The following is a 23,553-nucleotide window of genomic DNA, read 5'->3' as shown; positions in this document are numbered from 1 at the left end:
GCGCGAAGTCACGCCCGGAGGGATCCTCATCCCCGCGAGTTCGCGCCGACTCGCGCCCCCGACGATGCGAGTTCGCGCCGACTCGCGCCCCGTACGACGCGAGTTCGCGCCGACTCGGGCCCTCTGCGACGCGAGTTCGCGCCGACTCGGGCCCCAGGCGACGCGAGTTTGCGCCGACTGGGGGGTTAGGTGAGGTGGAAGCCGGGGTAGCCGTCTCGGGCGACCTGGTCGCAGTGGGTGCGGTAGTTGCCTACGCCGCCGATGTAGGGCAGGAAGACGCGGGGCTTGCCGGGGACGTTGGCGCCCATGTACCAGGAGTCGGTGCGGGGGTAGAGCGTCGCGTTGCCGGCGAGCTGGACGTGCTCGGTCCACTCCTTCTCCGCGCGCTCGTCCGCCTCGACCATCGGGGTCCCGGCCTCCCGCAGGTGGGCCAGCAGATCGGCGACCCACTCCACGTGCTGCTCGATCGAGACCACCGCGTTGCTCAGTGCGGAGGGGCTCCCGGGCCCGGTGAGGGTGAACATGTTCGGGAAGCCCGACACCCCGATCCCGAGATAGCTGCGCGGTCCGTCCGCCCAGGCCTCGCGCAGGGTGCGCCCGTCGCGCCCGCGGATGTCGATCGCCAGCAGCGGCCCGGTCATCGCGTCGTAGCCGGTGGCGTAGACGAGGTCGTCGAGCTCGTGCTCCACGCCCCCGGCGACGACCCCGGTGGGGGTGATCCGCTCGATCGGCGTGCGCCGCAGGTTCACCAGCGTGACGTCGTCGCGGTTGAACGTCGCGTAGTAGCCGGTGTCCAGGCAGGGGCGCTTGGTGCCGTAGGCGTAGCCGCGCGGCGTCAGGTCCTCGGCGACCTGCGGGTCGCGGACGATCTCCGCGATCCGGCGGCGCACGAACTCGGCCGCGGTGTGGTTGGACTCCTCGTTGCGGACCAGGTCGTTGTACGCCTGCAGGATGCCGGTGAGCGTGCCCTCCTCCCACCGCTCGCGGTACTTGGCCTCCCGCTCCTGCTCCGGCACCTCCAGGGCGCTGCAGGTCGGCGGCTCGAGCAGGATGCCGTACGACGAGCCCCGCACCTCCTCCTTGACCGCCGCGTGGTCCTCGCGCAGTCGCGCCACCTTCTCCGGGTCCGGGGCGCCGTTCTTCGCCGGCAGGCTGAAGTTGGGCGTGCGCTGGAAGACCGTGACGTGCGCGGCCTGATCGGCCACCAGCGGGATGAGCTGGATGCCGGAGGACCCGGTGCCGATCACGCCGACCCGCCGACCGGTGAAGTCCACGGGCTCGTGGGGCCACGCGCCGGTGTGGTACGTCGGCCCCGCGAACGAGTCGCGGCCCTCGATCTGCGGCAGGTTGGTGCTGGACAGCAGGCCGACGGCGAGCACCAGGTACGACGCGGACAGCTCCTCGCCGGCATCGGTGGTGACCCGCCAGCGGCCGGCCGGCTCGTCGAGGTGCGCGGAGACCACCCGGGTGTCCAGGGTGATGTCGCGGCGCAGGTCGAAGCGGTCGGCGACGTGACGCAGGTAGGCGAGGATCTCGGGCTGCGCGGCGTAGCGCTCGGACCACTCCCACTCCCGGGCCAGGTCGGCGTCGAAGCTGTAGGAGTAGAAGACGCTCTCGATGTCGCAGCGCGCACCCGGGTAGCGGTTCCAGTACCAGGTGCCGCCCACGTCCGAGCCGGCCTCGATCACCCGCACCGACAGGCCCTGACCGCGCAGGCGGTGCAGGGCGTAGAGGCCGGCGAAGCCGGCGCCCACCACCACTGCGTCGACGGAGGTGACGGGGGCGGTGGCACTCATGCGTGCTCCTCGGTGAGCGGGGTCGGGTGGCTGCCGGCGAGGTGCCGGTCGATCTCGGCGGCGACGTGGTCCAGCGCCTCGAAGGAGGCGGGGAGCAGGCCGACCATGGTGAAGAAGCCGTGCATCTGGCCTGGGAAGCGGCGACACGTCACCGGCACCCCGGCCGCGCCCAGCGCCGCGGCGTACGCCTCGCCCTCGTCGCGCAGCACGTCGTGCTCGGCGGTGATCACCACCGCGGGCGGAAGTCCGGCCAGCCGCTCGGCGCGGGCCGGCGACACATCGGGATGGTCTCGGTGCTCCTCGGGCACGTACTGGTCCCAGAACCAGCGCAGGGTGTCGCGGTTCAGCGCGAGCTGGTTGGCCGGGTCGGTGTACGAGCCGTTGTCGAAGTCGTGGTCGACCACCGGATAGACCAGCACCTGCAGCGCGATCTCGGGCCCGCCGGCGTCGCGGGCGTGGCGGGTCAGGATCGTGGCCAGGTTGCCTCCGGCGCTGTCGCCGGCGATCACCAGCGGGGCGTCGGCGCCGGCGAGGTCGCCGCGATGCCGGCTCACCCAGGCGAGCAGGTCCTGGGCGTCCTCGACGGCCGCCGGCCACGGGCTCTCGGGAGCCAGCCGGTAGCCGCCGAGCACGACCGTGCACCCGGTGCGGTGGGCGAGCTCGCGCCCCAGCGACTCGTGCTCGGCGGGCGAGCCGACCACCCAGCCGCCGCCGTGCAGGTAGAGCAGGATCCCGCGCGGGGAGGCGGGAGAGATCACCCGGGCGGTCAGCGTGCCGCCCCGGGCGGGCACGCTGACGTCCTCGGCGCTCGCCGGCTCCGGGCCGGGCGGATAGAGGGTGGCCAGGCCGGCCATCCGGGCGCGGGCCTCGATGGGGGAGGTCTCGTGCATGGGTGGGCCGCCGGCGGCGGCGAGCTGCTGGAGCAGGGCGGTGGTGGCGGCGTCGAGGGCCATGGATCCTCCGAAGGGTCGTGGGGGTGGGGGCTCAGGCCCGAGGCGGGGGCTGGATCGACTTGATCTCGAGGAACTCCTCGAGGCCGAAGCGGCCGTACTCGCGGCCGAGGCCGGACTGCTTGTAGCCGCCGAACGGGGCGAGCCGGTTGCCGTTGATGCCGTTCACGTGCACGGTCCCGGACCTGATCCGCCGGGCCACGGCGAAGGCGCGCTCGGGGTCGGCCCCGAAGACGCCCGCGGAGAGTCCGTAGTCGGTGGCGTTGGCGAGGCGGACCGCGTCGTCGTCGCCGCGATGGGCCTGGATCGCGAGCACGGGCCCGAAGACCTCCTCGCGGGCCACCGCCATCTCGGGGGTGACCCGGCCGAGCACGACCGGGCCGAGGTGGAACCCGCGCGCCGGACGGTCGGGCGCGGGATCGCCGTGGACGACCTCCGCCCCCTCCTCGACGGCGCGCGCGAGGTGGCCCACCACCCGCTCCCACTGCGCCGCGGAGGCGAGCGGGCCCAGGTTCTCCCCGGGGACGAAGGCCCGGGCCGTCTCACTCGCCAGGGTGACCGCGTCGTCGTACCGCTCCTCGGGCACGACCAGGCGGGTCCAGGCCGCGCAGGTCTGCCCGGTGTTCATCATGCAGAAGCCGACGCTGGTGCGCACCGCGCTCGCGAACGCCTCGTCGTCCAGGTCGTCGAGCAGGACGCTCGGCGACTTCCCGCCGAGCTCGAGGGCCACCCGCTTCACCGTGCCCGCGGCCGCGCGCTGGATCGAGCGCCCGACGGCGGTGGAGCCGGTGAACGAGACCATGTCCACCCCGGGGTGCTCGGCCAGCGCGGCGCCGACCACGTCCCCGCGACCGGGCAGCAGCTGCAGCCACCCGGGCGGCACACCGGCGTCGCGCGCGGCCTCCACGAGCAGGTACGCCGTCAGCGGGGTGGTCTCGGCGGGCTTGAGCACCACCGGGCACCCGGCGGCGAGTGCGGCGCCCACCTTGGCCAGCGCCTGGTGCAGCGGGAAGTTCCACGGCGAGATCGCCGCGACCACGCCGATCGGCTCCCGGGCGATGGTGGAGTCGCCGAGCGGCTCCTCGAAGGCGTAGCCCTCGAGCACGTCGAGGGTGGTGGCCAGGGTGGCCAGCGGCATCCCCACCTGGACCTGGCGCGCGAACGCCGCCGGCGAGCCGATCTCGGCCGACATCGTCTCGGCGAACACCTCGGTGCGCTCGGCGATCCGCTCGTGCAGCGCCCGGAGCGCCGTCAGCCTCTCGGCGACGGGCCAGGCCGGGCCCTCGTCGACGACGCGCCGGGCGCCGGCGACCGCGCGGTCGACGTCCTCGGCGTCGGCCAGGCGCACCCGCGCGTGCACCTCGCCGGTGCGTGGGTCGACCAGGTCGAGGTGCTCTGTCCCGTGCGGCTCGACCCACTCCCCGTCGATGTGGATGCGCTCCCTGGTCTCCATGCGTTGCCCCTTGACCGCTCGTATGTATTAGGTTGAACTATTCCTAGATGACATATTGCGTCCTGGCAAGCAAATGTTCGGCTCGGGGTCGGACGAGGTGAGGGGAGTGGCATGCAGCAGGCGCGCGCGACGTACGTCGACGGACAGTGGGCCGAGGGGTCCGGCGGCGGGATCGAGGTGGGCAGCGCCGCGGACGGAACCGTCCTCGCTCGCTTCGCCGGCGCCGGCGCCACGGACGTGGACCGGGCGTGCGCCGCCGCCGACGCGGCCTGGCCCGCCTGGTCGGCGAGCACGGTGACCGAGCGGGTCGAGCTGTTGCGCGCCACCGCCGACCTGGTCACCAAGCGTGCCGACGAGTTCGGCGCGCTCGCCGCACTGGAGGTCGGCACCCCGGTCCGCGCGGCCGGCACGGTGCACGGACACCTGGTGGCCGCGGCGGTGCGCGATGTGGCCTCGGCGCTGGAGTCCTACGTCTTCGAGGAGCGCGTGGGCAACTCGCTGGTGGTGCGTGAGCCGATCGGGGTGGCCGCGGCCATCACCGCCTGGAACTACCCGCTCTACCAGCTCGCCACCAAGCTCGTCCCCGCTCTCGCCGCCGGCTGCACGGTGGTGCTCAAGCCCTCGGAGGTCGCGCCGCTGACCACGATCGGCTTCTTCGAGGTGCTGGCCGAGGCGGGGCTGCCGGCCGGCGTCGCCAACCTGGTGATCGGCACCGGGACCGAGGCCGGCGAGCCGCTGGTCGCCGACCCCCGGGTCGGGATCGTCAGCTTCACCGGCTCCACCCGGACCGGTGCCCGCATCGCCGAGCTGGCGGCCCCGGGCATCACCCGGGTCACCCTCGAGCTCGGTGGCAAGTCCGCCAGCGTCCTGCTCGACGACGCCGACTTCGCGCGGGCACTGCCCGCCGCCCTGCAGGGCTGCCTGCTCAACAACGGACAGACCTGCGCCGCGCTGACCCGGCTGATCGTGCCGCGCTCGCGCCTCGCCGAGGTCGAGCAGTTCCTCGCCGCCGCCGTCGACCGGCTGGTGACCGGCGACCCGCGCGACGCGGCGACGGACGTCGGCCCGGTCGCCTCGGCAGCACAGCGCGAGCGGGTGGTGGGCCATGTGGAGCGCGCCCTCGCCGAGGGTGCCGTGCTGGTCGCGGGCGGGCCCGGGCCGGTACCCGGTGCACCGGCCGGCGGCCACTACGTGCGCCCGACCGTGCTGCGCGTCGCGCCGCACCTGCGGATCGCCCGCGAGGAGGTCTTCGGGCCGGTCCTGTGCGTGATCCCGGTCGACTCCGAGGAGGAGGCCATCGCGGTCGCCAACGCCACCGACTACGGGCTCTCCGGGGCGGTCTGGTCCGCGGACGCGGACCGCGCCCTGTCGGTGGCCCGCCGGATGCGCACCGGCCAGGTCGCCGTCAACGGCGGCCAGTTCAACATCTCCGCGCCCTTCGGCGGCTACAAGCACTCCGGCTACGGGCGCGAGGGCGGCCGATTCGGACTGGACGAGTACTTCGAGATCAAGGCGGTTCAGCTGTGACGACCTACCCGACCCACCCGACCACCGATGGCGACGCCGGCGCCTTCGTGGCTGCGGCCACGCCCGGCGCGACGCGCACCCTGGTGCGCGCAGCCGTCCTCACCGCGGCCCCGGGCCATCTGGAGATCCAGGAGCTCGAGCTCGACGACTGGCTGGCCCCCGACGAGGTCCGCGTGCGGGTCGAGGCGTGCGGACTGTGCCACTCCGACCTGCACATGATCGACGGCGAGCTGCCGACGGTGATGCCGACCGTGCCCGGCCACGAGATCGCCGGCACCATCGAGGGGGTCGGCTCCGCGGTCGGCGACCTGGCGCCCGGGGATCGGGTGGTCGCCTGCCTGTCGATGTTCTGCGGGCACTGCGCGGAGTGCCGCGCGGGCCGCACGTTCCTCTGCGATCGTCGCAACGACCTGGGCCGAGCCGGGCGGCCCGTGCCCCGGCTGCTGCGCGCGGGCGAGCCGGTCGGTCAGGTCGCCGGCCTCGGCGGCCTCGCCGAGCGGACCGTGCTGCACCGCAACTCGGTGGTCCGGGTCCCCGCCGAGCTGCCGGTCGACCGTGCCGCGCTGCTCGGCTGCGCGGTGCTGACCGGCGTCGGCGCGGCGCTGCACGGGGCCGAGGTCCGGCCCGGGGACAGCGTGGCGGTGATCGGCTGCGGCGGTGTCGGGCTGAACGTCGTCCAAGGGGCGCGGCTGGCCGGTGCCACCACGATCGTGGCGGTCGACCTCGGCGCCGAGAAGCTGGAGCTGGCCCGGCGCTTCGGTGCCACCCACGTCGTCGACGCCGCCTCGAGCGACCCCGTCGCCGCGGTCCAGGAGCTCACCGGGGGAGTGGACCACGCCTTCGACGTGGTGGGGCGCCAGGCCACGGTCGCGCAGGCGGTCGCCATGCTGCGTGCCGGCCGGATCGCGAACGTCGTGGGCATCCCGCCGGTCGGCGAGCAGCTCGTGCTGCCCGGCCTGCCGCTGGTCACCTCGGCCAAGGGCGTGCGGGGGCTGCTGATGGGCGCCAACCACTTCCCCCGCGACATCCCGGTGCTCGCGGACCTCTACCTGCAGGGGCGCCTGGAGCTGGACGCCCTGGTGTCCGGCCGGATCCCCCTGGAGGAGGCCGACGCGGGCTTCGACCAGATGCGCCGCGGGCAGGCGACGCGCGTGGTCGTCACCTTCCCCTGATCGGCCGGTGTCCCCGCCGCCCACCCCCCACCCCGGCTCGTCACCCGAGAGGAACCACATCGATGCTGCTGCAGTGCCACCCCCCGGTGGCCGGCTCATGAGCACCACGCTGCGATCCGATCCGACCAGCGCCGCGTCGCCCCCGCCATCGGCTGCGCCCCCGCGGCGTCGTCGCCGCGGACGCGGGCGCCTGCGCGGCGTGCTGATCCAGCTCACCGAGCTCGTCGCGGTCCTGCTCGTCGTCAGCTTCGGCACCTTCGCCCTGGTCTCGATGATGGACACCGACCCGGCCGTGACGATCCTCGGCGAGGGCCACGCGCCGGAGGCCTATGAGGAGGTCCGCGAGGACCTCGGCCTCAACGACCCACTCCCGGTGCGGTACCTCGACTGGCTGGGGTCGGCGCTGACCGGCGACCTCGGCCAGTCGGTGGTGCCGCCGTACCACGACGTGACCGAGCGGATCGCCAGCGCGATGCCGGTCAGCGTCGAGCTGGCCGCCCTCGGCATGGGGATGGCGCTGATCTTCAGCCTCCCGCTGGCGATGTGGTCGGCCTACAACGCCGGCGGCCGGGTGGACCGGATCATCAGCGCCGGCACCTTCGGCGTGCTCTCGATCCCCAGCTTCCTGGTCGGCCTGCTGGTGATCATGATCTTCGCCAACGGGCTCGGCTGGTTCCCCCGGGCGGAGTGGTCCCGGGCGACCGAGGGGCTGGGCGACAACCTCTACCACGCCTTCCTGCCGGCCCTGACGATCGCGCTCGCGGAGACCGCGATGTTCACCCGCATCCTGCGCACCGACCTGATCACCACGCTCCAGGAGGACTTCATCCTCGCGGCCAAGGCCAAGGGGATGGGCACCGTCCACGTCCTGTTCAGCGATGCGCTGCGACCGTCCTCGTTCTCGCTGATGACGCTGATGGGCATCAGTCTCGGCCGGCTCATCGGCAGCACCGTGATCGTGGAGTACCTGTTCGCGCTGCCCGGGATGGGCACGCTGGTGATCGGCGCCGCCAACACCGGCGACTACGTCACGGTCCAGGGCGCGGTCCTGCTGATCGCGGTCATCTACGTCGTCACCAACGCCCTGATCGACGTTTCCTACGGTTACCTGGACCCCCGGGTCAGGAGGTCCCATGTCTGAGCGCGCCGTCTCCCCCCTCGACCTCGCCACGCTCCCCGTCGGCGAGCAGCCGACCGCGACCGAGCCCGGCGAGCCAGGCGAGCCCGGCACCGACCGAGCCCGGCCCTGGCGCGGCGTCGTGCTGAGCCTGATCGGTGTCGCCGGCCTGGTCGCCGCCATCGTGGGCCTGCAGGACACCGGCTGGACCCAGGCGGGCGCGGCCCTGGTCGCGCTCGTGGTCCTCTACTTCGGGGCCGCGGAGCTGGGCCGGTGGCGTTTCGGCTCGTCCTTCGACCTGACCCTCTGGCTGTGCCTGGTGTGGCTGGTGCTGCTCGTCGCGGCAGCGGTGGCGGCGCCGTTGCTGCCGTTGGGCGAACACGAGGACATCGCCACCACGATGCTCGACCCGGCGCTGGCGCGGCCCGACCTGCTCAGCCAGTTCCCGCTGGGCACCAACAACTTCGGCCTCGACCTGCTCGCCCGCACCCTCTACGGCGCCCGAGCCTCGCTGGTCGTCTCGATCGGCGCGGTACTGATCGGCATCGTCGTCGGTGGCTCGATCGGCATCGTGGCCGGCTACTTCCGCGGGAGCATCGACCGGGTGGTCGGCGTCTTCACCAACTCCCTGCTCGCCGTTCCGCCGCTGATCCTGCTGATCGCGCTGGCCAAGGTCCTCGACCCGACGCTGCGCAACATCGCACTGGGCCTCTCGCTGCTCGCCCTGCCGAGCATGATCCGGATGGCCCGCGCGAGCACGATGGCCTTCGCCCAGCGCGAGTTCGTGCTGGCCGGCAAGTCGATGGGCGCCTCGAACGCCCGGGTGATGTTCCGCGAGCTACTGCCCAACGTGCTGCTGCCGCTGGCGTCGTACGGCATGGTGATCATCTCGGTGCTGATCGTCGCCGAGGCGTCGCTGAGCTTCCTGGGTCTCGGCATCCAGGCACCCGCACCCTCCTGGGGCAACATGATCGCCGAGGGCGAGGGGCGGGTCTTCGAGGAGCACCCGCACATCGTGCTGGTCCCCGGCACCGTGCTGTTCCTGACCGTGTTCGCCTTCAACGCGCTCGGTGAGAAGGCGCGCAAGCGCTTCGACCCGCGCTCGGCGAAGCTCTAGGAGCCCCGATGACTGACACCTCCCTGCTCATCGACGAGCGCCCGCCCGCCGCCGCGGCGCCGTTGCTCGTGGTCGACGACCTGCGCACGGTGATCCGGACCGCCCGCGGCAACCTCAAGGCCGTCGACGGCGTCTCGCTCACGCTCGCGCCCGGAGAGGCCCTCGGCATCGTCGGGGAGTCCGGCTCGGGCAAGTCGGTGCTGGGCCGCACGATCATGGGCCTGCACACCAGCGGCCCGGACATGACCGTGACCGGGTCCGTGCACTTCGACGGGCGCGACGTCCAGAAGATGCCGACCCGCGCCCTGCGCGAGCTGTGGGGCGCCTCCATCGGGATGGTCTTCCAGGACCCGATGACGGCGCTCAACCCGGTCAAGAAGATCGGCACCCATCTCACCGAGACCCTGCGCAAGCACCGCGGACTGAACCGCAAGCAGGCCCGGGTGCGCGCTCTGGAGCTGCTCGACCTGGTCGGCATCCCCGACGCGGCCAGGCGCATCGACCAGTACCCGCACGAGATGTCCGGCGGCATGCGCCAGCGCGTGGTGATCGCGATGGCCCTGGCCAACGACCCGAAGCTGCTCATCGCCGACGAGCCCACCACCGCGCTCGACGTCACCGTCCAGCGCCAGATCCTCGACCTCCTGGACCGGTTGCGCCGCGAGCTCGGGATGGCGCTGATCCTGATCAGCCACAACCTCGGCGTGGTGGCGGGCCGCACCGACCGGGTCGCGGTGATGTACGCCGGCCGGGTGGTCGAGACCGCCGACGCGCGTGACCTCTTCGACGCCCCCCAGCACCCCTACACCGAGGCGCTGCTCGCCGCCATCCCGCGGTTGGAGCAGGCGCCGCACCTGCGGCTGGAGGCCATCGACGGCGCCCCGCCGGACATGGTCCGCCCGCCGAGCGGGTGTCGGTTCGCCGCGCGCTGCCGCCACGCCCGCGAGGACTGCCTCCAGGCGGTTCCCGCGCTGCGGCCGGCCGGCGGCCCCGCGCTCGGCACCACCGTCGACCTCGGGGACTCACCCCCCGTCCGACACCTGCATGCCTGCTACCACCCCGTCAACGAGTCTGGAGAGAGCTGATGGCCGGATCCGGTCGCATCCACCTGCGCCCGCCCGAGGAGAGGGTCCTCAGCGTCTCCGAGCTCGTCGTGGAGTTCCCGGCGAAGGGCGGTGACATCGTGCACGCCGTCTCGGGGATCAGCTTCGACCTCGTCGACGGGGAGACGCTCGGCATCCTCGGCGAGTCCGGCTGTGGCAAGTCCAGCACCGGCCGGGCGCTGATGCAGCTGCCCGCGCCGACCAGCGGTGAGGTCCGCCTCGGTGGGGACACCCTCACCGCCAGCTCGGGCAACCAGCTGCGCAAGCGTCGCGCGGGGATGCAGATGATCTTCCAGGACCCGGTCTCCTCGCTGAACCCGCGGCGCAAGGTCAAGGACCTCGTCGCCGAGGGCCCGCGGATCCGGGGTCAGAAGGTCGAGGACGCCCAGATCCGGGAGGTGCTCAGCTCCGTCGGGCTGGACCCGGACGTGGTCTGGGACCGCCGGCCCCACGAGCTCTCCGGCGGCCAGTGCCAACGGGTGTGCATCGCCCGGGCGCTGATGCTGGACCCGCAGGTGCTGATCTGCGACGAGCCGGTCTCCAGCCTCGATGTCTCGGTCCAGGCGCAGATCCTGAACCTGCTCGAGGACACCAAGGAGCGCTACCGGCTCAGCATGGTCTTCATCGCCCACGACCTGGCGGTGGTGAAGAACATCAGCGACCGGATCATGGTGATGTACCTCGGCAAGGTCTGCGAGATCGTCCCGTCCGGACGTCTCGCGCTGCATGCGCGGCACCCCTACACCCAGCTGCTGCTCGACTCGGTGCCCGAGGCGCACCTGCCGGGCGCGGTCATCGACGCCGACGGGGTGGCCGAGAAGACCCGCTCCGCGGAGCTCCCCTCGCCGCTGGACCCCCCCAGCGGATGCCGGTTCCGCACCCGGTGCCCCCTCGCCACCGAGGTGTGCGCCACCCAGGAGCCCCAGCTGCAGGAGGCGGGGCCCGGGCACTTCGTCGCCTGCCACCACGCCGACCTCGCCGCCACGCTGGGCGAGAGGCTCACGCCTTGTGCGAGCGCAGCTCCTGAGACGAGCGCCGTGCCGAGCTCTGTCCGCCCGGAGAGCGCTTGAGCTTGGCGACCGCGTCGTCGAGCTCGGCGAGCATCTCGTCGGCGCGGTCGCGCTCGTCGGCGTAGTAGCGCTCCGACCAGCGCAGCACCATCTCGGGGAACGCCCAGCCCGGCTCCTCGCGCGCGCCCTCGGCGTCCACCTCGGCCCGGACCCGCATCTTCTCGGTCTGGTTGCGGTGCTCCTCGAGCATCGAGCGCAGCAGCGCCGGGTCGCTGGCGTGGCCGAGCCACATCCGCAGCATCACCCCGTGCTTGAGCACCACCGGCTCCACCGGCGCCTCCGCGGCCCAGCGCGCCACCGCCCGCTCACCCTCGGGGGTGATCCGGTAGAGCCGCTTGCCGCGCACGTCGTCCTTGTTGACCACCCGGGAAATGGCGAAGCCGTAGTCCTCCAGCTTGCGGAGCTCGCCGTAGATCTGGCTGTACGACGGCGCCCAGTAGAAGAAGCGGAGGCTCCAGTCGGCCCACTTCTTCAGGTCGTAGCCGGAGAGCTCCTCGCCGAAGGACAGCATGCCCAGTACGGCCCAGCTGGTCGGGCGCAGGTCGGGAAGCGGGGTCTCGGGGACGTCACTCGTCATACCACGAGCCTAACGGTGCGCTCTACCCGGCATGTTCTCCTTCGACATATGTCGGTGTGGGCTTCACCTCTTGTGGTGACACAGTATTTCGGTTAGGAATAGTTCGGACCAAAACAGGCAGGAGGCCTCGGTGACCGTGCTGGACGACGCCCTGGGAGGCGAGGTGGCGGGGCTGCTCGCCACCCTCGAGAACGGCTTCCCACCCGTACACCTGATGAGCGGCCCCGAGGCGCGCGCCGCGGTGGCGGCGCGCGCTGTGCCACCGACGAACCTCGACGACGTGCGCGCGGTCGAGGACCATCTCGTCGCGACCGGCGCGGGGGAGCTCCGCGTGCGGGTCTACCACCCGCACGGAGAGGCGAGTGACCGGCCCGGCGTGGTGTTCCTGCACGGCGGCGGCTTCGTGTTCTGCAGCATCGAGAGCCACGACGGCTTCTGTCGCGCGCTGGCCCGAGGCGTCGACGCGGTGGTCGTCTCGGTCGACTACCGGCTGGCACCCGAGCACCCGGCGCCGGCGGCGGCGGACGACGCCCTCGCCGCGCTGGCATGGGTGCACGCCTGCGCCGAGCGCCTCGGCGTCGACCCGCAGCGGGTCGTCGTCGCCGGGGACAGCGCCGGCGGCAACCTCGCCGCGGTCACCGCACTGCGGGTGCGCGACCGGGAGGACCTGCCGCTGGCCGGCCAGGTCCTGCTCTACCCCGTGGTCGAGCCGGACTTCGAGTCGGAGAGCTACCGGCGCTACGCGACCGGCCACTTCAACACCCGCGCGGCGATGGAGTGGTACTGGCGCCAGTACCTCGGCGGGGATGCCGCCACGACACCGCTGCCCAGCCCGCCCGAGCACGTCGTCCCGACCCGGGCCGCCACTCATGCCGGGCTCGCCCCGGCCGTGGTGGTCACGGCCGGTCTCGACCCCCTGTCCAGCGAGGGGCACCGCTACGCCGCGCTGCTGCGCGACGCCGGGGTGCCCGTGCGGCACCGGCACTTCCCCGATCTGTTCCACGGTTTCGCCACCATCGGCCCGTTCGGGGCCGCGGCCGCTGCCCGCGACCTGCTGTGGCACGACGTACGACGCCTGCTCGGCGCCCCGGGCACAACGAAGGAGAACGCATGACCAGCACAGCCGTCGACGTCCTGGTGGTGGGCGCCGGCTTCTCGGGCCTGTACGCCGTCCACCGAGCGAACCAGGAGGGGTGGAGCGTCGCCGGAGTGGAGGCCGCACCCGAGGTGGGCGGCACCTGGTGGTGGAACCGTTACCCGGGTGCCCGCTGCGACGTCGAGAGCCTCGACTACTCCTACTCCTTCGACGAGGAGCTGCAGCGCAGCTGGCGTTGGAGCGAGCGCTACGCCACCCAGCCGGAGATCCTGCGCTACCTCCAGCACGTCGCGGACCGCTTCGACCTGCGCCAGCACTACCGCTTCGACACCCGGGTCGTGGGTGGCCGCTTCGACGAGGACGAGTCGCGCTGGGTGGTCACCACCGACGCCGGTGAAGAGCTGCGCGCCCGGTACCTCGTGCTGGGGACCGGCAGCCTCTCGGCGCCGGTTGACCCCGCCATCCCCGGGCTCGCCGACTTCGCGGGCACGATCCTGCGGACCTCGAGCTGGCCGGACGAGGAGGTCGACGTCAGCGGTCAGCGCGTCGGCGTGATCGGCACCGGCTCGTCGGGGGTCCAGTGCATCCCCCTGCTCGCCGAGCAGGCCACGCACCTCACGGTCTTCCAGCGCAGCCCCAACTTCTCGGTACCGGCCTTCAACCGTGCGCTGTCCGACGAGGAGTGGGAGCAGGCGATGCTCGCCTACCCCGAGCGCCGGCGGCTGTCATGGGCCGGGCCGGCGGGCTCGCCCCACACGAGCCACCCCGAGGACCCCTTCGCGATGTCCGAGGAGGCTCGCCGCGACGTGCTGGCGGACTACTGGCAGCGCGGTGGCGTGCTGTTCGGCAAGGCGTTCCCCCGGCAGTCCATCGACCCGAAGATCAACGACCTCGCCCGCGTCTACGCCGAGGAGCGGATCCGCGAGATCGTCCGCGACCCGCGCGTCGCCGACGACCTGGTGCCCACCGACCACCCGATCGGGACGAAGCGGATCTGCACCGACACGAACTACTACGAGACCTACAACCGCGACAACGTGGAGCTGGTCAACCTGCGCCGCGACCCCTTCGAGGTCATCGAAGCGGGGGGCGTGCGGACCGCCTCGGGCTTCCACCCGCTCGACGTGCTGGTGCTGGCCACCGGCTTCGACGCGATGACCGGCGCGATGACCCGGATCGACCTCGTCGGGCCGCGCGGCGAGCGGATCACCGAGGCCTGGTCCGACGGGCCGGTGACCTACCTCGGTCTCTGCGTGCCGGGCTTCCCGAACCTGTTCAACCTGGCCGGCGTCGGCAGCCCCTCGGTGCTGAGCAACATGGTGCTGGCCGGGGAGCAGCAGGTGAACTGGGTCGTCGATCTGCTCCGGCACTGCGAGGAGCAGGGGCACACCCAGGTCGAGGCGCGTCTCGACGCGGCCGAGGCGTGGACGGCGCACGTCGACGAGGTCGCCTCCGCCACGCTTTTCGTGGAGGCGAAGTCCTGGTACATGGGGGCGAACGTCGAGGGCAAGCCGCGTGGGTTCATGCCGTACCTGGGCGGGTTCGCCGCCTACGGCGCGCTGTGCGACGAGTCGCGCGACGGCGGCTACGTCGGATTCGTGCTCGGCTCATGAGCGCTCCCGTCGTCGACCTGGCCGGCAAGGTCGTGCTGGTGACCGGTGCCGCCCGGGGGCAGGGCGCCGCCGAGGCCGCGCTCTTCACCGAGCTGGGGGCCGTGGTGGTGCTCACCGATGTGCGCGCCGACGAGGCCGAGGCGCTGGCCGAGCGGCTCGGGGGAGGGGCCACCCACCACCGCCACGACACCTCCTCGGCCGCCGATTGGGAACGGGTGGTGGCGGCGGTCCGGGAGCGGCACGGTCGTCTCGACGTGCTCGTCAACAACGCCGGCGTCTACCGCACCGGCGACCTGACCACCTGGCCGGAGCAGGACCTGCGCTCCGTGCTCGAGGTGAACCTGCTGGGACCGATGCTCGGCATGCAGGCCGTGGTGCCGTTGATGCCACCGGGCTCGGCGATCGTGAACGTGGCATCGATCTCGGGGATGCGCGGGCACGCCGGCGCGCTGCCGTACGCGGCCTCCAAGTGGGGGCTGCGCGGGGCGAGCCGGTCCGCCGCGCGCGAGCTCGGCCCACGCGGGATCCGCGTCAACTGCGTGTGCCCGGGCTCGGTCGACACGCCGATGATCGCCGGCAGCACGATGGACCTCTCGCACCTGCCGATCCCGCGGCGAGGTACGCCGGACGAGGTCGCCGCGATGGTGGCCTTCCTGGCCAGCGACGCCAGCGCCTACACCACCGGTGCGGAGTTCGTCGTCGATGGAGGTGCGCTGGCCTGAGCACCGCGTGTGCGCGGCGATTTCGATGGGTGGGAGGACCTGGGCAAGCAGCAGATCACTTTGCTTTGATGCGGAGCATGATCACCCAGGGTGAGGTCCGCACGCTGAGTGAGCTGTGCGAGCTGCGCGCGCGCACGCATCCCGACAGCATCGCGGTGCGCGACGACGCGACCACGCTGACCTACGCCGAGCTGGCCGGTCGCGCTCGTGCCGTCGCCCGGTTCCTCGGTGAGCGGGGCGTCGTGGCGGGTGATCGGGTGGTGGTCCAGGGCCCCAACCGCACCGCCTGGGTCAGCGCCGCGTTCGGCGTGCTGCGGGCCGGGGCGACCGTCGTACCGCTGGGGCATCGCGTGCCGGACGTCGAGCGCCAGCGCCTGCTGGGCGAGCTCGCGCCGCGGCTGGTGCTCATCGACGAGTCGCTGGCACCCCCCGCGGGCGCGGTCACGTTCGCGGAGCTCGACGCCCTGCCCGCCGACGCCCTGCCCGCCGACGCCCTGCTCGCCGAAGCCCTGCCCGCTGAGCGCGGCCAAGCCCCGGGCGGGCCGGACGCCGCCGCCGGCCCGGCGCTCGTGCTGTGCAGCTCGGGCACCTCCGGCGAGGTCAAGGCGGTGCCGATGAGCCACGAGCAGCTGCTGCGGGTCTACGCGCACGTCGCGCGCGTGCTCGACGCCACCGACGACGACGTGTGGCTCGCCACCGTGCCGCTGACGCACTCCTTCGGGTTCAACGGGATCCTGCTGGTGGCGATGATGGCCGGCGCCACCGTCCGGCTGCTGCCCGACTACGACGCGGTGCGGTTGACGAGGCTGCTGCGCGAGGAGCGGATCACCGTGCTCGCCGGGCCGCCCACGATCTACCACGACCTCGCCGGCCTCGACCTCGGCACGCCGGCACCGCACACCCGGGTCGCGATCGTCGGTAGCACCGAGGTGTCCGCCCCCGACATGGCTCGGCTCGCGGAGCAGCTCGGCATTCCGCGGGTGGCCACCGGCTACGGGATGACCGAGACCTGCGGCACCGTCGCGCTGGGGGCGATCCCACGCGCCCCGGACGGCCGGCTGGCGTGGATGGTGCCGTTGCCGGACACCGAGGTGCGGGTCTGTGACGAGCTCGGCGGCGCGGTGCCCGCGGGCGTGCGCGGCCACGTCCAGGTCCGCGGCTTCCACGTCGCCCGCCCCTACGGGCCCGGCCACGACCTGCTCCCGGGAGGCTGGTTCGACACCGGCGACCTCGGCGAGCTCGACGCCGCGGGACGAATCGCGATCGCCGGGCGGGCCAACGACACCATCATCGTCTCGGGCTTCAACGTCGATCCCCGCGAGGTGGAGGCCGCGCTGCGCGAGCATCCCGGTGTCGCCGACGTCGCCGTGGTCGGGGTGCGCGACGCCCGCTCGGGCCAGCGGCTCCTCGGTTGCGTGGTCGCGGTGGGCGAGCCCCCCAGCGACGCGGAGCTGGCCGCGCACGTGCGCCAGCGGCTCACGCCGTACAAGGTGCCAAGCGACTACGTCATCCTCGACGACCTGCCGCTGACGGCCACCGGCAAGCTGTCGCGTGCCGCTGTGCGGCGGATGTGCGAGCAGCGGCCGGTGGGTGCCGCAGGCGGCTGAGCCGCGCCGGTCTCGCAGGGCGCGGTAGTGACGTGGATCAGACGCGCGGCCAGGGTGTCGGCATGGCTTCGACGCCCTGGTGCTGGGGCTGCCCGATCCCCGCTTCGGGCAGCAGGTCGCCGCCCTGCTCGCGCCGCGCCAGGGCATCGACGTCGACGACGTCCGGCGCCACCTGCGGCCCCGGCTCTCGGGCTACAAGGTGCCGCGCACCGTCCGGGTCGTCGGGCAGGTGCCACAGGTGGCCGTGGTCCAGCCAGCTACCTGCGGCTGCTCACCGACAACTTCGAGGAGGCGGCCCTGGCCCGCCGCGAAGGCCGGGAGGCGGTGTTCCGCGACAGCCGAGACGGAGCCTAGGCGGCGACTACGCTGGGCCGATGCCGCAGCGGGAACCTGCCACGAAGCCCGTCGATCGCTCGCGCGCCGAGCCGCCGGGCGTGCCGGAGGGTCTGCGGACAGGCCCCGTCTATCTCGACTACAACGCGACCACCCCGGTCGACCCCCGGGTGCTCGAGGCCGCGCTGCCCTACCTGACCCACGCGTTCGGCAACCCGTCGAGCGCGCACGCGTTCGGTCACGAGCCGCACCGGGTCGTCGAGCAGGCCCGACTCGACGTCGCGGGGCTCCTCGGAGCCCGCCGCGACGGTGCGCGTGGCGGTGACGTCGTCTTCACCGGGTCGGGTTCTGAGGCGAACCTGCTCGCGCTGCGGGGCAGCGTGCTGTCGCCGTCCTCGCCCCGCTCGCACGTCGTCACCCAGGCCACCGAGCACCCGTCGGTGCTGGGCGCCGGCGAGGCGCTGGCACGCCTGCACGGCACCCGCGTCAGCGTGCTGCCGGTGACGCCGCAGGGCCTGGTCGACCCGGCGCTCCTCGAGCGGATGCTCGCCGACCCCGGGTCCCCGACAACGGCGGGCGCGCGGACCGTCGTCTCGGTGATGGCCGCCAACAACGAGACCGGCGCGCTCCAGCCGATCGCGGAGCTGGCGGCCGTCGCGCACGCCCACGGCGCCCTGCTGCACTGCGACGCCGCTCAGGCAGCCGGGAAGATCCCGCTCGACGTGCACGCCCTCGACGTCGACCTGCTCACCGTCGTGGGCCACAAGATGTACGCGCCGAAGGGCATCGCGGCGCTCTACGTGCGCGCCGGTCTGGACCTCGAGCCGATCGGGTACGGCGGGGGACAGGAGGGCGGCCGGCGCGCAGGGACCGAGAGCGTCGCGCTGATCGCCGCCCTCGGTGCGGCGGCCAGGCTCGCCGCCGACGACGTGGCCACCGGGGTGCCGCAGCGGTTGGAGGCGCTGCGCGACCGGATGCAGGAGGGTCTGCAGAGCCGCTGGCCCAGCGAGGTCCGGCTGAACGGGCCCGTGGCCGAGCGCCTGCCCAACACGCTCAACGTCAGCCTCGAGGGCGTCGTCGGGCACGAGCTCCTCGCGGCCGCGCCGCGCCTCGCGGCGTCGACCGGGTCAGCCTGTCACAGCGGCCGTCACGAGCCCTCGCCCGTGCTGAGCGCGATGGGCGTCGAGCCGCGGCGCGCACTGAGCGCGGTGCGTCTCTCGCTGGGCCGCTGGACGACGGCCGAGGACGTGGACTCGGCCGTGGCGGAGATCCTCGGCGGCGCGGGCTGACCGGTCACCGGCTCCGCGGGATCTTGTCTGGGCCAGTGCCCGGGGTGATCATCGAAAGGTGGACGTTGGCCTGTTGATCAAGGTCGGCCTGGTCGCCGCCGTGCTGGGTGCGCTCTGGGTGATTCCCTCCTGGAGCGTCTACGTCGCACGTGCCCGTCGTCTCGGTCGGTGGCTCGACGGCCACCCGGCGAGGCCCGTGCCACCGCCCGGCCCCCCGGTCGAGCGGCTCGCCGCTGACACCCAGCGCCTCCGGGACGCCCTTCGGCATGCTCCACCGGGGATGCCGGTGGCGCGCAGGCGCGGCTGGCTCGAGGCGTACGACGAGGTCCTGGTCGCCGACTGCCGGGCCCTCGAGCTGGACCAGCAGCTGGAGTCGCTGCGGCCCGGTACGGCTCGGGACCTCGAACGGGAACGGGTCGAGCGGATGCTGGTGAGGGCCGGTCTACTGGCGGCTCACGGCGAGGAGCCCTAGCCGACCCTCCTGGCCGCGCGGTAGACCCAGAACGCCAGCGCACACAGCACGACCCCCCACACGAGCGCGGTCAGGCCCAGCACCAGCGCGATGCTGACCGCACCGAGGCCGGGGTTGGCCATGAACAGCACGCCGAGCACGACGTCGACCAGGCCACCGAGGATCATCCCCCATCGCGACTCGACCCGGTCGACCACCGCCAGCGTGACCTCCAGGAGCCCGCGCGCCACCAGCCAGATCCCCAGGACCCAGGTCAGCGCCTCCGCGGACAGCCCGGGCCGCGCGATGGCGAAGAACGCGGCCAGCAGGGACACCACGCCGGTGAGGACCAGCGTCCACCGCCCCGCGCCCCGGTGTGAGCTGAAGGCCTGGGCCAGCGCGCCGACGCCGTCGAAGAGGGCCCAGATCCCCCACAGCAGCGCCAGGGCGATCACCGTGGTCAGCGGTGCCGCCATCGCCAGCACCCCGAAGACCACGCCGGCCACGCCCCGCACCGCCAGGTACTGCCAGCTCCGCGAGAGCAACGAGTCCGCCATCGCCAGCTCCCCTCGCCCGGCCCGCCCGAACGGCTCAGCCGGTTCGGACGCTACTCCCGCACGCGGCTGCGGAACAGGGCGCAGACAAGATCGCGTCAAGCGCCGTTAAGTCGGCGTCAAGATCGCGGGTGCCTCGCCGACGACGGTCTTGGCTGGGCGACATGAATGTGGAAAGCGGTCTTCTCGTCCTGGCGGTCGTCGGCGTAGCGGTCTATCTGCTCGTGGCCCTGATCCTCCCGGAGCGTTTCTAGTGTCCGACACCGTCGCCGGGCTGCTGCAGATCGCGGCTCTGGCTCTCCTGCTCGCCGCGGTGTACGCGCCGCTGGGCGACTACATGGCTCGCGTCTACACGGGCACCTCCCACCTACGCGTCGAGGCGCTGGTCTACCGGCTCAGCGGGGTGAACCCGCAGACGGGGCAGAGCCCCAAGGCCTACGCGCTGAGCGTGGTCGGGTTCTCCCTGGTCGGCGTCCTGGCGCTGATGGCGATCCTGATGGGTCAGTCCCACCTTCCTCTGGACCGTGACCTGGACGGCATGGGTCTCTCGATGGCGTTCAACACCGCGGTGTCGTTCGTCGCCAACACCAACTGGCAGTCCTACGGCGGCGAGTCCACGCTGGGCTTCACGGCCCAGATGGCAGGTCTCGCGGTGCAGAACTTCCTGTCGGCGGCGGTGGGGATGGCGATCGCCGTCGCGCTGATCCGAGGGTTCGTCCGGGTCCGCAGCGGGGACCTGGGCAACTTCTGGGTCGACCTGACCCGCGGGACGCTGCGGATCCTGCTGCCGATGGCGTTCCTCGCGGCCGTCCTGCTGATGGCCGGGGGAGTGGTGCAGACCTTCACCGACACGGGCATGGACACGCTCGCCGGTCACGGCCAGGTGCTCACCGGCGGCCCGGTCGCCAGCCAGGAGGCCATCAAGGAGCTGGGCACCAACGGCGGCGGCTTCTTCAACGCCAACTCCGCGCACCCGATGGAGAACCCGAACGGATTCACCAACCTGCTCGAGATCTTCCTGATGCTCGTCATCCCGATCAGCCTGACCCGCACGCTCGGCACGATGCTGGACAACCGCCGCCAGGGGCTGGCCGTGCTCGGCGCGATGGGGATCCTGATGGCGCTGTCCCTCACCCTCGTCACGGCTGCCGAGTCCGGCGCGCGCTCCCAGGCGGCACAGGCGGCCGGCGCCGCGATGGAGGGCAAGGAGACGCGGTTCGGCGAGTGGGCCACGGCCCTGTTCGGCATGGTCTCCACCGGTACGTCGACCGGCGCGGTGAACGCCGCCCACGACTCCTTCACGCCCGTCGGCGGCGGGGGAGTGCTGGTCAACATGATGCTCGGCGAGATCACGCCCGGCGGCGTCGGCTCCGGCATCTACGGGATCCTGGTGATGGCCATCGTCACCGTCTTCATCGCCGGCCTCCTGGTCGGGCGGACCCCCGAGCTGCTCGGCAAGAAGATCGGGTCGCGGCAGATGACCTACGTCGCGCTGTACACCCTGACCACGCCCACCCTGGTCCTGGTCGGCACCGGGATCGCGATGGCCCGCGGCTCCACCGTGGACGCGATGGGCAACGCGGGCGGGCACGGGTTCAGCGAGGTGCTCTACGCCTACACCTCGGCGGCCAACAACAACGGCAGCGCCTTCGGCGGCCTCACCGTCACCTCGGACTTCTTCCAGATCACCCTGGCCCTGGCCATGCTGCTGGGCCGGCTGATCCCGATCGTCCTGGTCCTGCTGCTGGCCGGCTCGCTGGCCGAGCAGCCGCGGATCCCCGCGACCGCCGGCACGCTGCCCACGCACCGACCCATGTTCGTGGCGCTCCTGGTGGGCGTGATCGTGATCGTCACCGGCCTGACCTACTTCCCCGCCCTTTCCCTCGGACCTATCGCAGAGGCACTCGCATGAGCACCATCACGTCCACCCCGCCGGTCGCACCGGCGCCGCCCCCCGCCCGCCGTCCCACCGCGGGACTCTCGCTGCGCACGCTCGCCGCCCAGGGTTTCGAACAGCTCCCCGAGGCGCTGCGCAAGCTCGACCCGCGCCACCTGTGGCGCTCCCCGGTGATGTTCCTGGTCTGGATCGGCTCGGTGATCACCACCGTGGCCGCCTTCGGTGACCCGGGCGTCTTCGTGATCAGCCTGGCCGTCTGGCTGTGGCTGACCGTGATCTTCGGCAACCTCGCCGAGGCGGTCGCCGAAGGGCGCGGCAAGGCCCAGGCGGCCTCGCTGCGCGCGGCGCGCAGCGACACGATCGCCCGGAGGCTGGATGCGGCGGGCGACGAGAGCCGGGTGCCGGGCACCCAGCTCGCGGTCGGCGACCGGGTGGTGGTCGAGGCCGGGGAGGTCATCCCCGGCGACGGCGAGATCGTGGAGGGCATCGCCTCCGTCGACGAGTCCGCGATCACCGGCGAGTCCGCGCCGGTGATCCGGGAGGCCGGAGGCGACCGGAGCGCGGTCACCGGCGGGACCAAGGTGCTCTCCGACCGGATCGTGGTCCGGATCACCGCCGCCGCGGGGGAGACCTTCCTCGACAAGATGATCGCGCTGGTCGAGGGGACGTCGCGGCGCAGGACGCCCAACGAGGTCGCCCTCTCGATCCTGCTGATCAGCCTGACCCTGGTGTTCCTCGCCGCGGTGGCCACCCTGGCCCCGATGGCGGCGTACGCCGGCGCACCCCAGGACGTGGTGGTGCTCGTCGCGCTGCTGGTGTGCCTGATCCCCACCACCATCGGGGCGCTGCTCTCGGCCATCGGCATCGCCGGCATGGACCGCCTGGTGCGCGTCAACGTGCTGGCGATGTCGGGGCGGGCCGTGGAGGCGGCCGGCGACGTGAGCACGCTGCTGCTCGACAAGACCGGCACCATCACCTACGGCAACCGCCGCGCGAGCCGGTTCGTCCCGGCCCCCGGCGTGAGCGAGACCGAGCTGCGCGACACCGCCCGGCTCTCCAGCCTGGCCGACCAGACCCCGGAGGGGCGCTCGATCGTGGAGCTGGCCCTGGCCCAGGGCGCCGACGACCGCGACCTGCCCGCCGGGGCCGGCTTCGTGGAGTTCACCGCCCAGACCCGGATGTCGGGTGTCGACCTGGCCGACGGCGCCGAGATCCGCAAGGGCGCGACCTCGGCGGTCGCCGCCTGGGGCGGGGGCAACCCGCCGACCGAGGTGCTCGACGGCATCGAGGAGATCTCGCGCCAGGGCGGCACCCCGCTGGTGATCGCGGTCAAGGACCCCTCCGCCGTACGGGACGACGGCCCGGCCCGGGTGCTCGGTGTCGTCCACCTCAAGGACGTGGTCAAGGAGGGGATGACCGAGCGGTTCGCCGAGCTGCGCGCGATGGGCATCCGCACGGTGATGGTCACCGGCGACAACGCCCTCACGGCCCGGGCGATCGCCGACGAGGCGGGGGTCGACGACTTCCTGGCCGAGGCGACGCCGGAGGACAAGCTGGGCTACATCCGCCGTGAGCAGCAAGGGGGCCGGCTGGTCGCGATGACCGGCGACGGCACCAACGACGCCCCCGCGCTGGCCGCGGCCGACGTCGGGGTGGCGATGAACAGCGGCACCGCCGCCGCCAAGGAGGCCGGCAACATGGTCGACCTCGACTCCGACCCGACCAAGCTGATCGACATCGTGGAGATCGGCAAGCAGCTGCTGATCACCCGCGGAGCGTTGACCACCTTCTCGATCGCCAACGACGTCGCCAAGTACTTCGCGATCATCCCGGCCATGTTCGCGGCCGCCTACCCCTCGCTGGACGCGCTCAACGTGATGGGCCTGGCCACGCCGCAGTCGGCGATCCTCTCCGCGGTGATCTTCAACGCGCTGATCATCGTCGCGCTCATCCCGCTCGCCCTGCGCGGTGTGCGGTTCCGGGCGGCCTCGGCCACCAGCGTCCTGCGGCGCAACGTCACCGTCTTCGGTGTCGGCGGCGTCGTGGTGCCGTTCCTCGGCATCAAGCTCCTCGACCTCATCGTCTCCACCATCCCCGGGATCGGCTGAT

At 72.8% G+C, this 23,553-nt stretch carries 20 protein-coding genes and 1 pseudogene; 16 read left to right on the top strand and 5 right to left on the bottom strand.

Going from position 1 to position 23,553, the window contains the following annotated elements; all coding sequences use genetic code 11:
• Positions 1–185: 185 nt before the first annotated feature.
• From AC6EI4_RS11790 to AC6EI4_RS11780, 3 genes are read right to left on the bottom strand one after another with little or no spacing between them, the layout of a single operon-like run.
• Entirely contained in the window at positions 186–1,796 is a 1,611-nt protein-coding gene (locus AC6EI4_RS11790; protein ID WP_498425069.1) for a flavin-containing monooxygenase, read from the bottom strand.
• Positions 1,793–2,749: an alpha/beta hydrolase gene (locus AC6EI4_RS11785; protein ID WP_498451568.1), complete on the bottom strand. Its 957-nt coding sequence runs from the start codon at positions 2,747–2,749 to the stop codon at positions 1,793–1,795. Before AC6EI4_RS11785 ends, AC6EI4_RS11790 begins: the two co-directional genes overlap by 4 nt.
• Before the next feature lie 31 nt (positions 2,750–2,780).
• Complete coding sequence (locus tag AC6EI4_RS11780; RefSeq protein ID WP_498451567.1) at positions 2,781–4,199, bottom strand: aldehyde dehydrogenase family protein; 1,419 nt, start codon at positions 4,197–4,199, stop codon at positions 2,781–2,783.
• Between the two features lie 111 nt (positions 4,200–4,310).
• Here AC6EI4_RS11780 and AC6EI4_RS11775 point away from each other — a divergent pair, with 111 nt between their 5' ends.
• The 6 genes from AC6EI4_RS11775 to AC6EI4_RS11750 all read left to right on the top strand — a co-directional run bounded on the left by AC6EI4_RS11775 (position 4,311) and on the right by AC6EI4_RS11750 (position 11,305).
• Positions 4,311–5,726, top strand: a complete 1,416-nt coding sequence (locus AC6EI4_RS11775; RefSeq protein ID WP_498451566.1) for an aldehyde dehydrogenase family protein — start codon at positions 4,311–4,313, stop codon at positions 5,724–5,726.
• Positions 5,723–6,898 carry a Zn-dependent alcohol dehydrogenase gene (locus AC6EI4_RS11770; RefSeq protein ID WP_498425065.1) on the top strand — a complete coding sequence of 392 codons (1,176 nt, stop codon included), beginning with the start codon at positions 5,723–5,725 and terminating at the stop codon, positions 6,896–6,898. The genes AC6EI4_RS11775 and AC6EI4_RS11770 overlap by 4 nt, the downstream gene beginning before the upstream one ends.
• A gap of 199 nt (positions 6,899–7,097) precedes the next feature.
• Positions 7,098–8,039 carry an ABC transporter permease gene (locus AC6EI4_RS11765; protein ID WP_498425064.1) on the top strand — a complete coding sequence of 314 codons (942 nt, stop codon included), beginning with the start codon at positions 7,098–7,100 and terminating at the stop codon, positions 8,037–8,039.
• Positions 8,032–9,132, top strand: a complete 1,101-nt coding sequence (locus tag AC6EI4_RS11760) for an ABC transporter permease (RefSeq protein WP_498451565.1) — start codon at positions 8,032–8,034, stop codon at positions 9,130–9,132. The genes AC6EI4_RS11765 and AC6EI4_RS11760 overlap by 8 nt, the downstream gene beginning before the upstream one ends.
• Before the next feature lie 8 nt (positions 9,133–9,140).
• Positions 9,141–10,217 carry an ABC transporter ATP-binding protein gene (locus AC6EI4_RS11755; RefSeq protein WP_498425062.1) on the top strand — a complete coding sequence of 359 codons (1,077 nt, stop codon included), beginning with the start codon at positions 9,141–9,143 and terminating at the stop codon, positions 10,215–10,217.
• Positions 10,217–11,305, top strand: coding sequence for an ABC transporter ATP-binding protein (locus AC6EI4_RS11750; RefSeq protein WP_498451564.1), 1,089 nt, complete (start codon positions 10,217–10,219; stop codon positions 11,303–11,305). The genes AC6EI4_RS11755 and AC6EI4_RS11750 overlap by 1 nt, the downstream gene beginning before the upstream one ends.
• Here AC6EI4_RS11750 and AC6EI4_RS11745 read toward each other — a convergent pair.
• Positions 11,235–11,882, bottom strand: a complete 648-nt coding sequence (locus AC6EI4_RS11745) for a PadR family transcriptional regulator (protein WP_498425060.1) — start codon at positions 11,880–11,882, stop codon at positions 11,235–11,237. The two genes, AC6EI4_RS11750 and AC6EI4_RS11745, sit on opposite strands and share 71 nt — an antisense overlap.
• A 130-nt stretch (positions 11,883–12,012) precedes the next feature.
• Here AC6EI4_RS11745 and AC6EI4_RS11740 point away from each other — a divergent pair, with 130 nt between their 5' ends.
• The 7 genes and pseudogenes from AC6EI4_RS11740 (at position 12,013) to AC6EI4_RS11710 (ending at position 19,014) form a co-directional block, all read left to right on the top strand.
• The gene (locus tag AC6EI4_RS11740; protein ID WP_498451563.1) at positions 12,013–12,996 is read left to right on the top strand and encodes an alpha/beta hydrolase; all 984 of its coding nucleotides are present in this window, start codon (positions 12,013–12,015) and stop codon (positions 12,994–12,996) included.
• The gene (locus AC6EI4_RS11735) at positions 12,993–14,591 is read left to right on the top strand and encodes a flavin-containing monooxygenase (protein ID WP_498451562.1); all 1,599 of its coding nucleotides are present in this window, start codon (positions 12,993–12,995) and stop codon (positions 14,589–14,591) included. Before AC6EI4_RS11740 ends, AC6EI4_RS11735 begins: the two co-directional genes overlap by 4 nt.
• The gene (locus AC6EI4_RS11730) at positions 14,588–15,313 is read left to right on the top strand and encodes an SDR family NAD(P)-dependent oxidoreductase (RefSeq protein ID WP_498451561.1); all 726 of its coding nucleotides are present in this window, start codon (positions 14,588–14,590) and stop codon (positions 15,311–15,313) included. Before AC6EI4_RS11735 ends, AC6EI4_RS11730 begins: the two co-directional genes overlap by 4 nt.
• A gap of 77 nt (positions 15,314–15,390) precedes the next feature.
• On the top strand, positions 15,391–16,920 hold the full coding sequence (locus tag AC6EI4_RS11725) for a class I adenylate-forming enzyme family protein (RefSeq protein ID WP_498451560.1): 1,530 nt from the start codon (positions 15,391–15,393) through the stop codon (positions 16,918–16,920).
• A 79-nt stretch (positions 16,921–16,999) separates the two neighbouring features.
• Positions 17,000–17,098, top strand: a pseudogene (locus tag AC6EI4_RS11720) (hypothetical protein); the annotation flags it as partial.
• Between the two features lie 196 nt (positions 17,099–17,294).
• The gene (locus AC6EI4_RS11715; RefSeq protein WP_498451559.1) at positions 17,295–18,542 is read left to right on the top strand and encodes a cysteine desulfurase family protein; all 1,248 of its coding nucleotides are present in this window, start codon (positions 17,295–17,297) and stop codon (positions 18,540–18,542) included.
• A gap of 58 nt (positions 18,543–18,600) precedes the next feature.
• Positions 18,601–19,014, top strand: a complete 414-nt coding sequence (locus AC6EI4_RS11710; RefSeq protein WP_498451558.1) for a hypothetical protein — start codon at positions 18,601–18,603, stop codon at positions 19,012–19,014.
• Here AC6EI4_RS11710 and AC6EI4_RS11705 read toward each other — a convergent pair.
• Entirely contained in the window at positions 19,011–19,550 is a 540-nt protein-coding gene (locus AC6EI4_RS11705; protein WP_498451557.1) for an HdeD family acid-resistance protein, read from the bottom strand. The genes AC6EI4_RS11710 and AC6EI4_RS11705 overlap by 4 nt on opposite strands.
• A gap of 161 nt (positions 19,551–19,711) precedes the next feature.
• Between AC6EI4_RS11705 and AC6EI4_RS11700 the strand changes: the two genes are divergently transcribed.
• The 3 genes from AC6EI4_RS11700 to kdpB are packed head-to-tail and all read left to right on the top strand — an operon-like array spanning position 19,712 to position 23,552.
• Positions 19,712–19,801 (top strand): potassium-transporting ATPase subunit F, encoded by a 90-nt coding sequence (locus tag AC6EI4_RS11700; protein ID WP_498451556.1) that lies wholly within the window; start codon positions 19,712–19,714, stop codon positions 19,799–19,801.
• Positions 19,801–21,459, top strand: a complete 1,659-nt coding sequence (gene kdpA, locus AC6EI4_RS11695) for a potassium-transporting ATPase subunit KdpA (RefSeq protein ID WP_498425053.1) — start codon at positions 19,801–19,803, stop codon at positions 21,457–21,459. Before AC6EI4_RS11700 ends, kdpA begins: the two co-directional genes overlap by 1 nt.
• The gene (gene kdpB, locus AC6EI4_RS11690; protein ID WP_498451555.1) at positions 21,456–23,552 is read left to right on the top strand and encodes a potassium-transporting ATPase subunit KdpB; all 2,097 of its coding nucleotides are present in this window, start codon (positions 21,456–21,458) and stop codon (positions 23,550–23,552) included. The genes kdpA and kdpB overlap by 4 nt, the downstream gene beginning before the upstream one ends.
• The last annotated feature ends 1 nt before the right edge of the window (position 23,553 follow it).

The organism is Nocardioides sp. Z43_10, assembly GCF_059766615.1.
This window is presented reverse-complemented; position numbering and strand designations above follow the sequence as displayed.

What these genes read in the sequence shown, in the direction of transcription:
- AC6EI4_RS11790 (WP_498425069.1), bottom strand. Translation starts at nt 1,796, where the DNA reads ATGAGTGCCACCGCCCCCGTCACCTCCGTCGACGCAGTGGTGGTGGGC.
- AC6EI4_RS11785 (WP_498451568.1), bottom strand. Translation starts at nt 2,749, where the DNA reads ATGGCCCTCGACGCCGCCACCACCGCCCTGCTCCAGCAGCTCGCCGCC.
- AC6EI4_RS11780 (WP_498451567.1), bottom strand. Translation starts at nt 4,199, where the DNA reads ATGGAGACCAGGGAGCGCATCCACATCGACGGGGAGTGGGTCGAGCCG.
- AC6EI4_RS11775 (WP_498451566.1), top strand. Translation starts at nt 4,311, where the DNA reads ATGCAGCAGGCGCGCGCGACGTACGTCGACGGACAGTGGGCCGAGGGG.
- AC6EI4_RS11760 (WP_498451565.1), top strand. Translation starts at nt 8,032, where the DNA reads ATGTCTGAGCGCGCCGTCTCCCCCCTCGACCTCGCCACGCTCCCCGTC.
- AC6EI4_RS11755 (WP_498425062.1), top strand. Translation starts at nt 9,141, where the DNA reads ATGACTGACACCTCCCTGCTCATCGACGAGCGCCCGCCCGCCGCCGCG.
- AC6EI4_RS11750 (WP_498451564.1), top strand. Translation starts at nt 10,217, where the DNA reads ATGGCCGGATCCGGTCGCATCCACCTGCGCCCGCCCGAGGAGAGGGTC.
- AC6EI4_RS11745 (WP_498425060.1), bottom strand. Translation starts at nt 11,882, where the DNA reads ATGACGAGTGACGTCCCCGAGACCCCGCTTCCCGACCTGCGCCCGACC.
- AC6EI4_RS11735 (WP_498451562.1), top strand. Translation starts at nt 12,993, where the DNA reads ATGACCAGCACAGCCGTCGACGTCCTGGTGGTGGGCGCCGGCTTCTCG.
- AC6EI4_RS11730 (WP_498451561.1), top strand. Translation starts at nt 14,588, where the DNA reads ATGAGCGCTCCCGTCGTCGACCTGGCCGGCAAGGTCGTGCTGGTGACC.
- AC6EI4_RS11725 (WP_498451560.1), top strand. Translation starts at nt 15,391, where the DNA reads ATGATCACCCAGGGTGAGGTCCGCACGCTGAGTGAGCTGTGCGAGCTG.
- AC6EI4_RS11715 (WP_498451559.1), top strand. Translation starts at nt 17,295, where the DNA reads ATGCCGCAGCGGGAACCTGCCACGAAGCCCGTCGATCGCTCGCGCGCC.
- AC6EI4_RS11705 (WP_498451557.1), bottom strand. Translation starts at nt 19,550, where the DNA reads ATGGCGGACTCGTTGCTCTCGCGGAGCTGGCAGTACCTGGCGGTGCGG.
- AC6EI4_RS11700 (WP_498451556.1), top strand. Translation starts at nt 19,712, where the DNA reads ATGAATGTGGAAAGCGGTCTTCTCGTCCTGGCGGTCGTCGGCGTAGCG.
- kdpB (WP_498451555.1), top strand. Translation starts at nt 21,456, where the DNA reads ATGAGCACCATCACGTCCACCCCGCCGGTCGCACCGGCGCCGCCCCCC.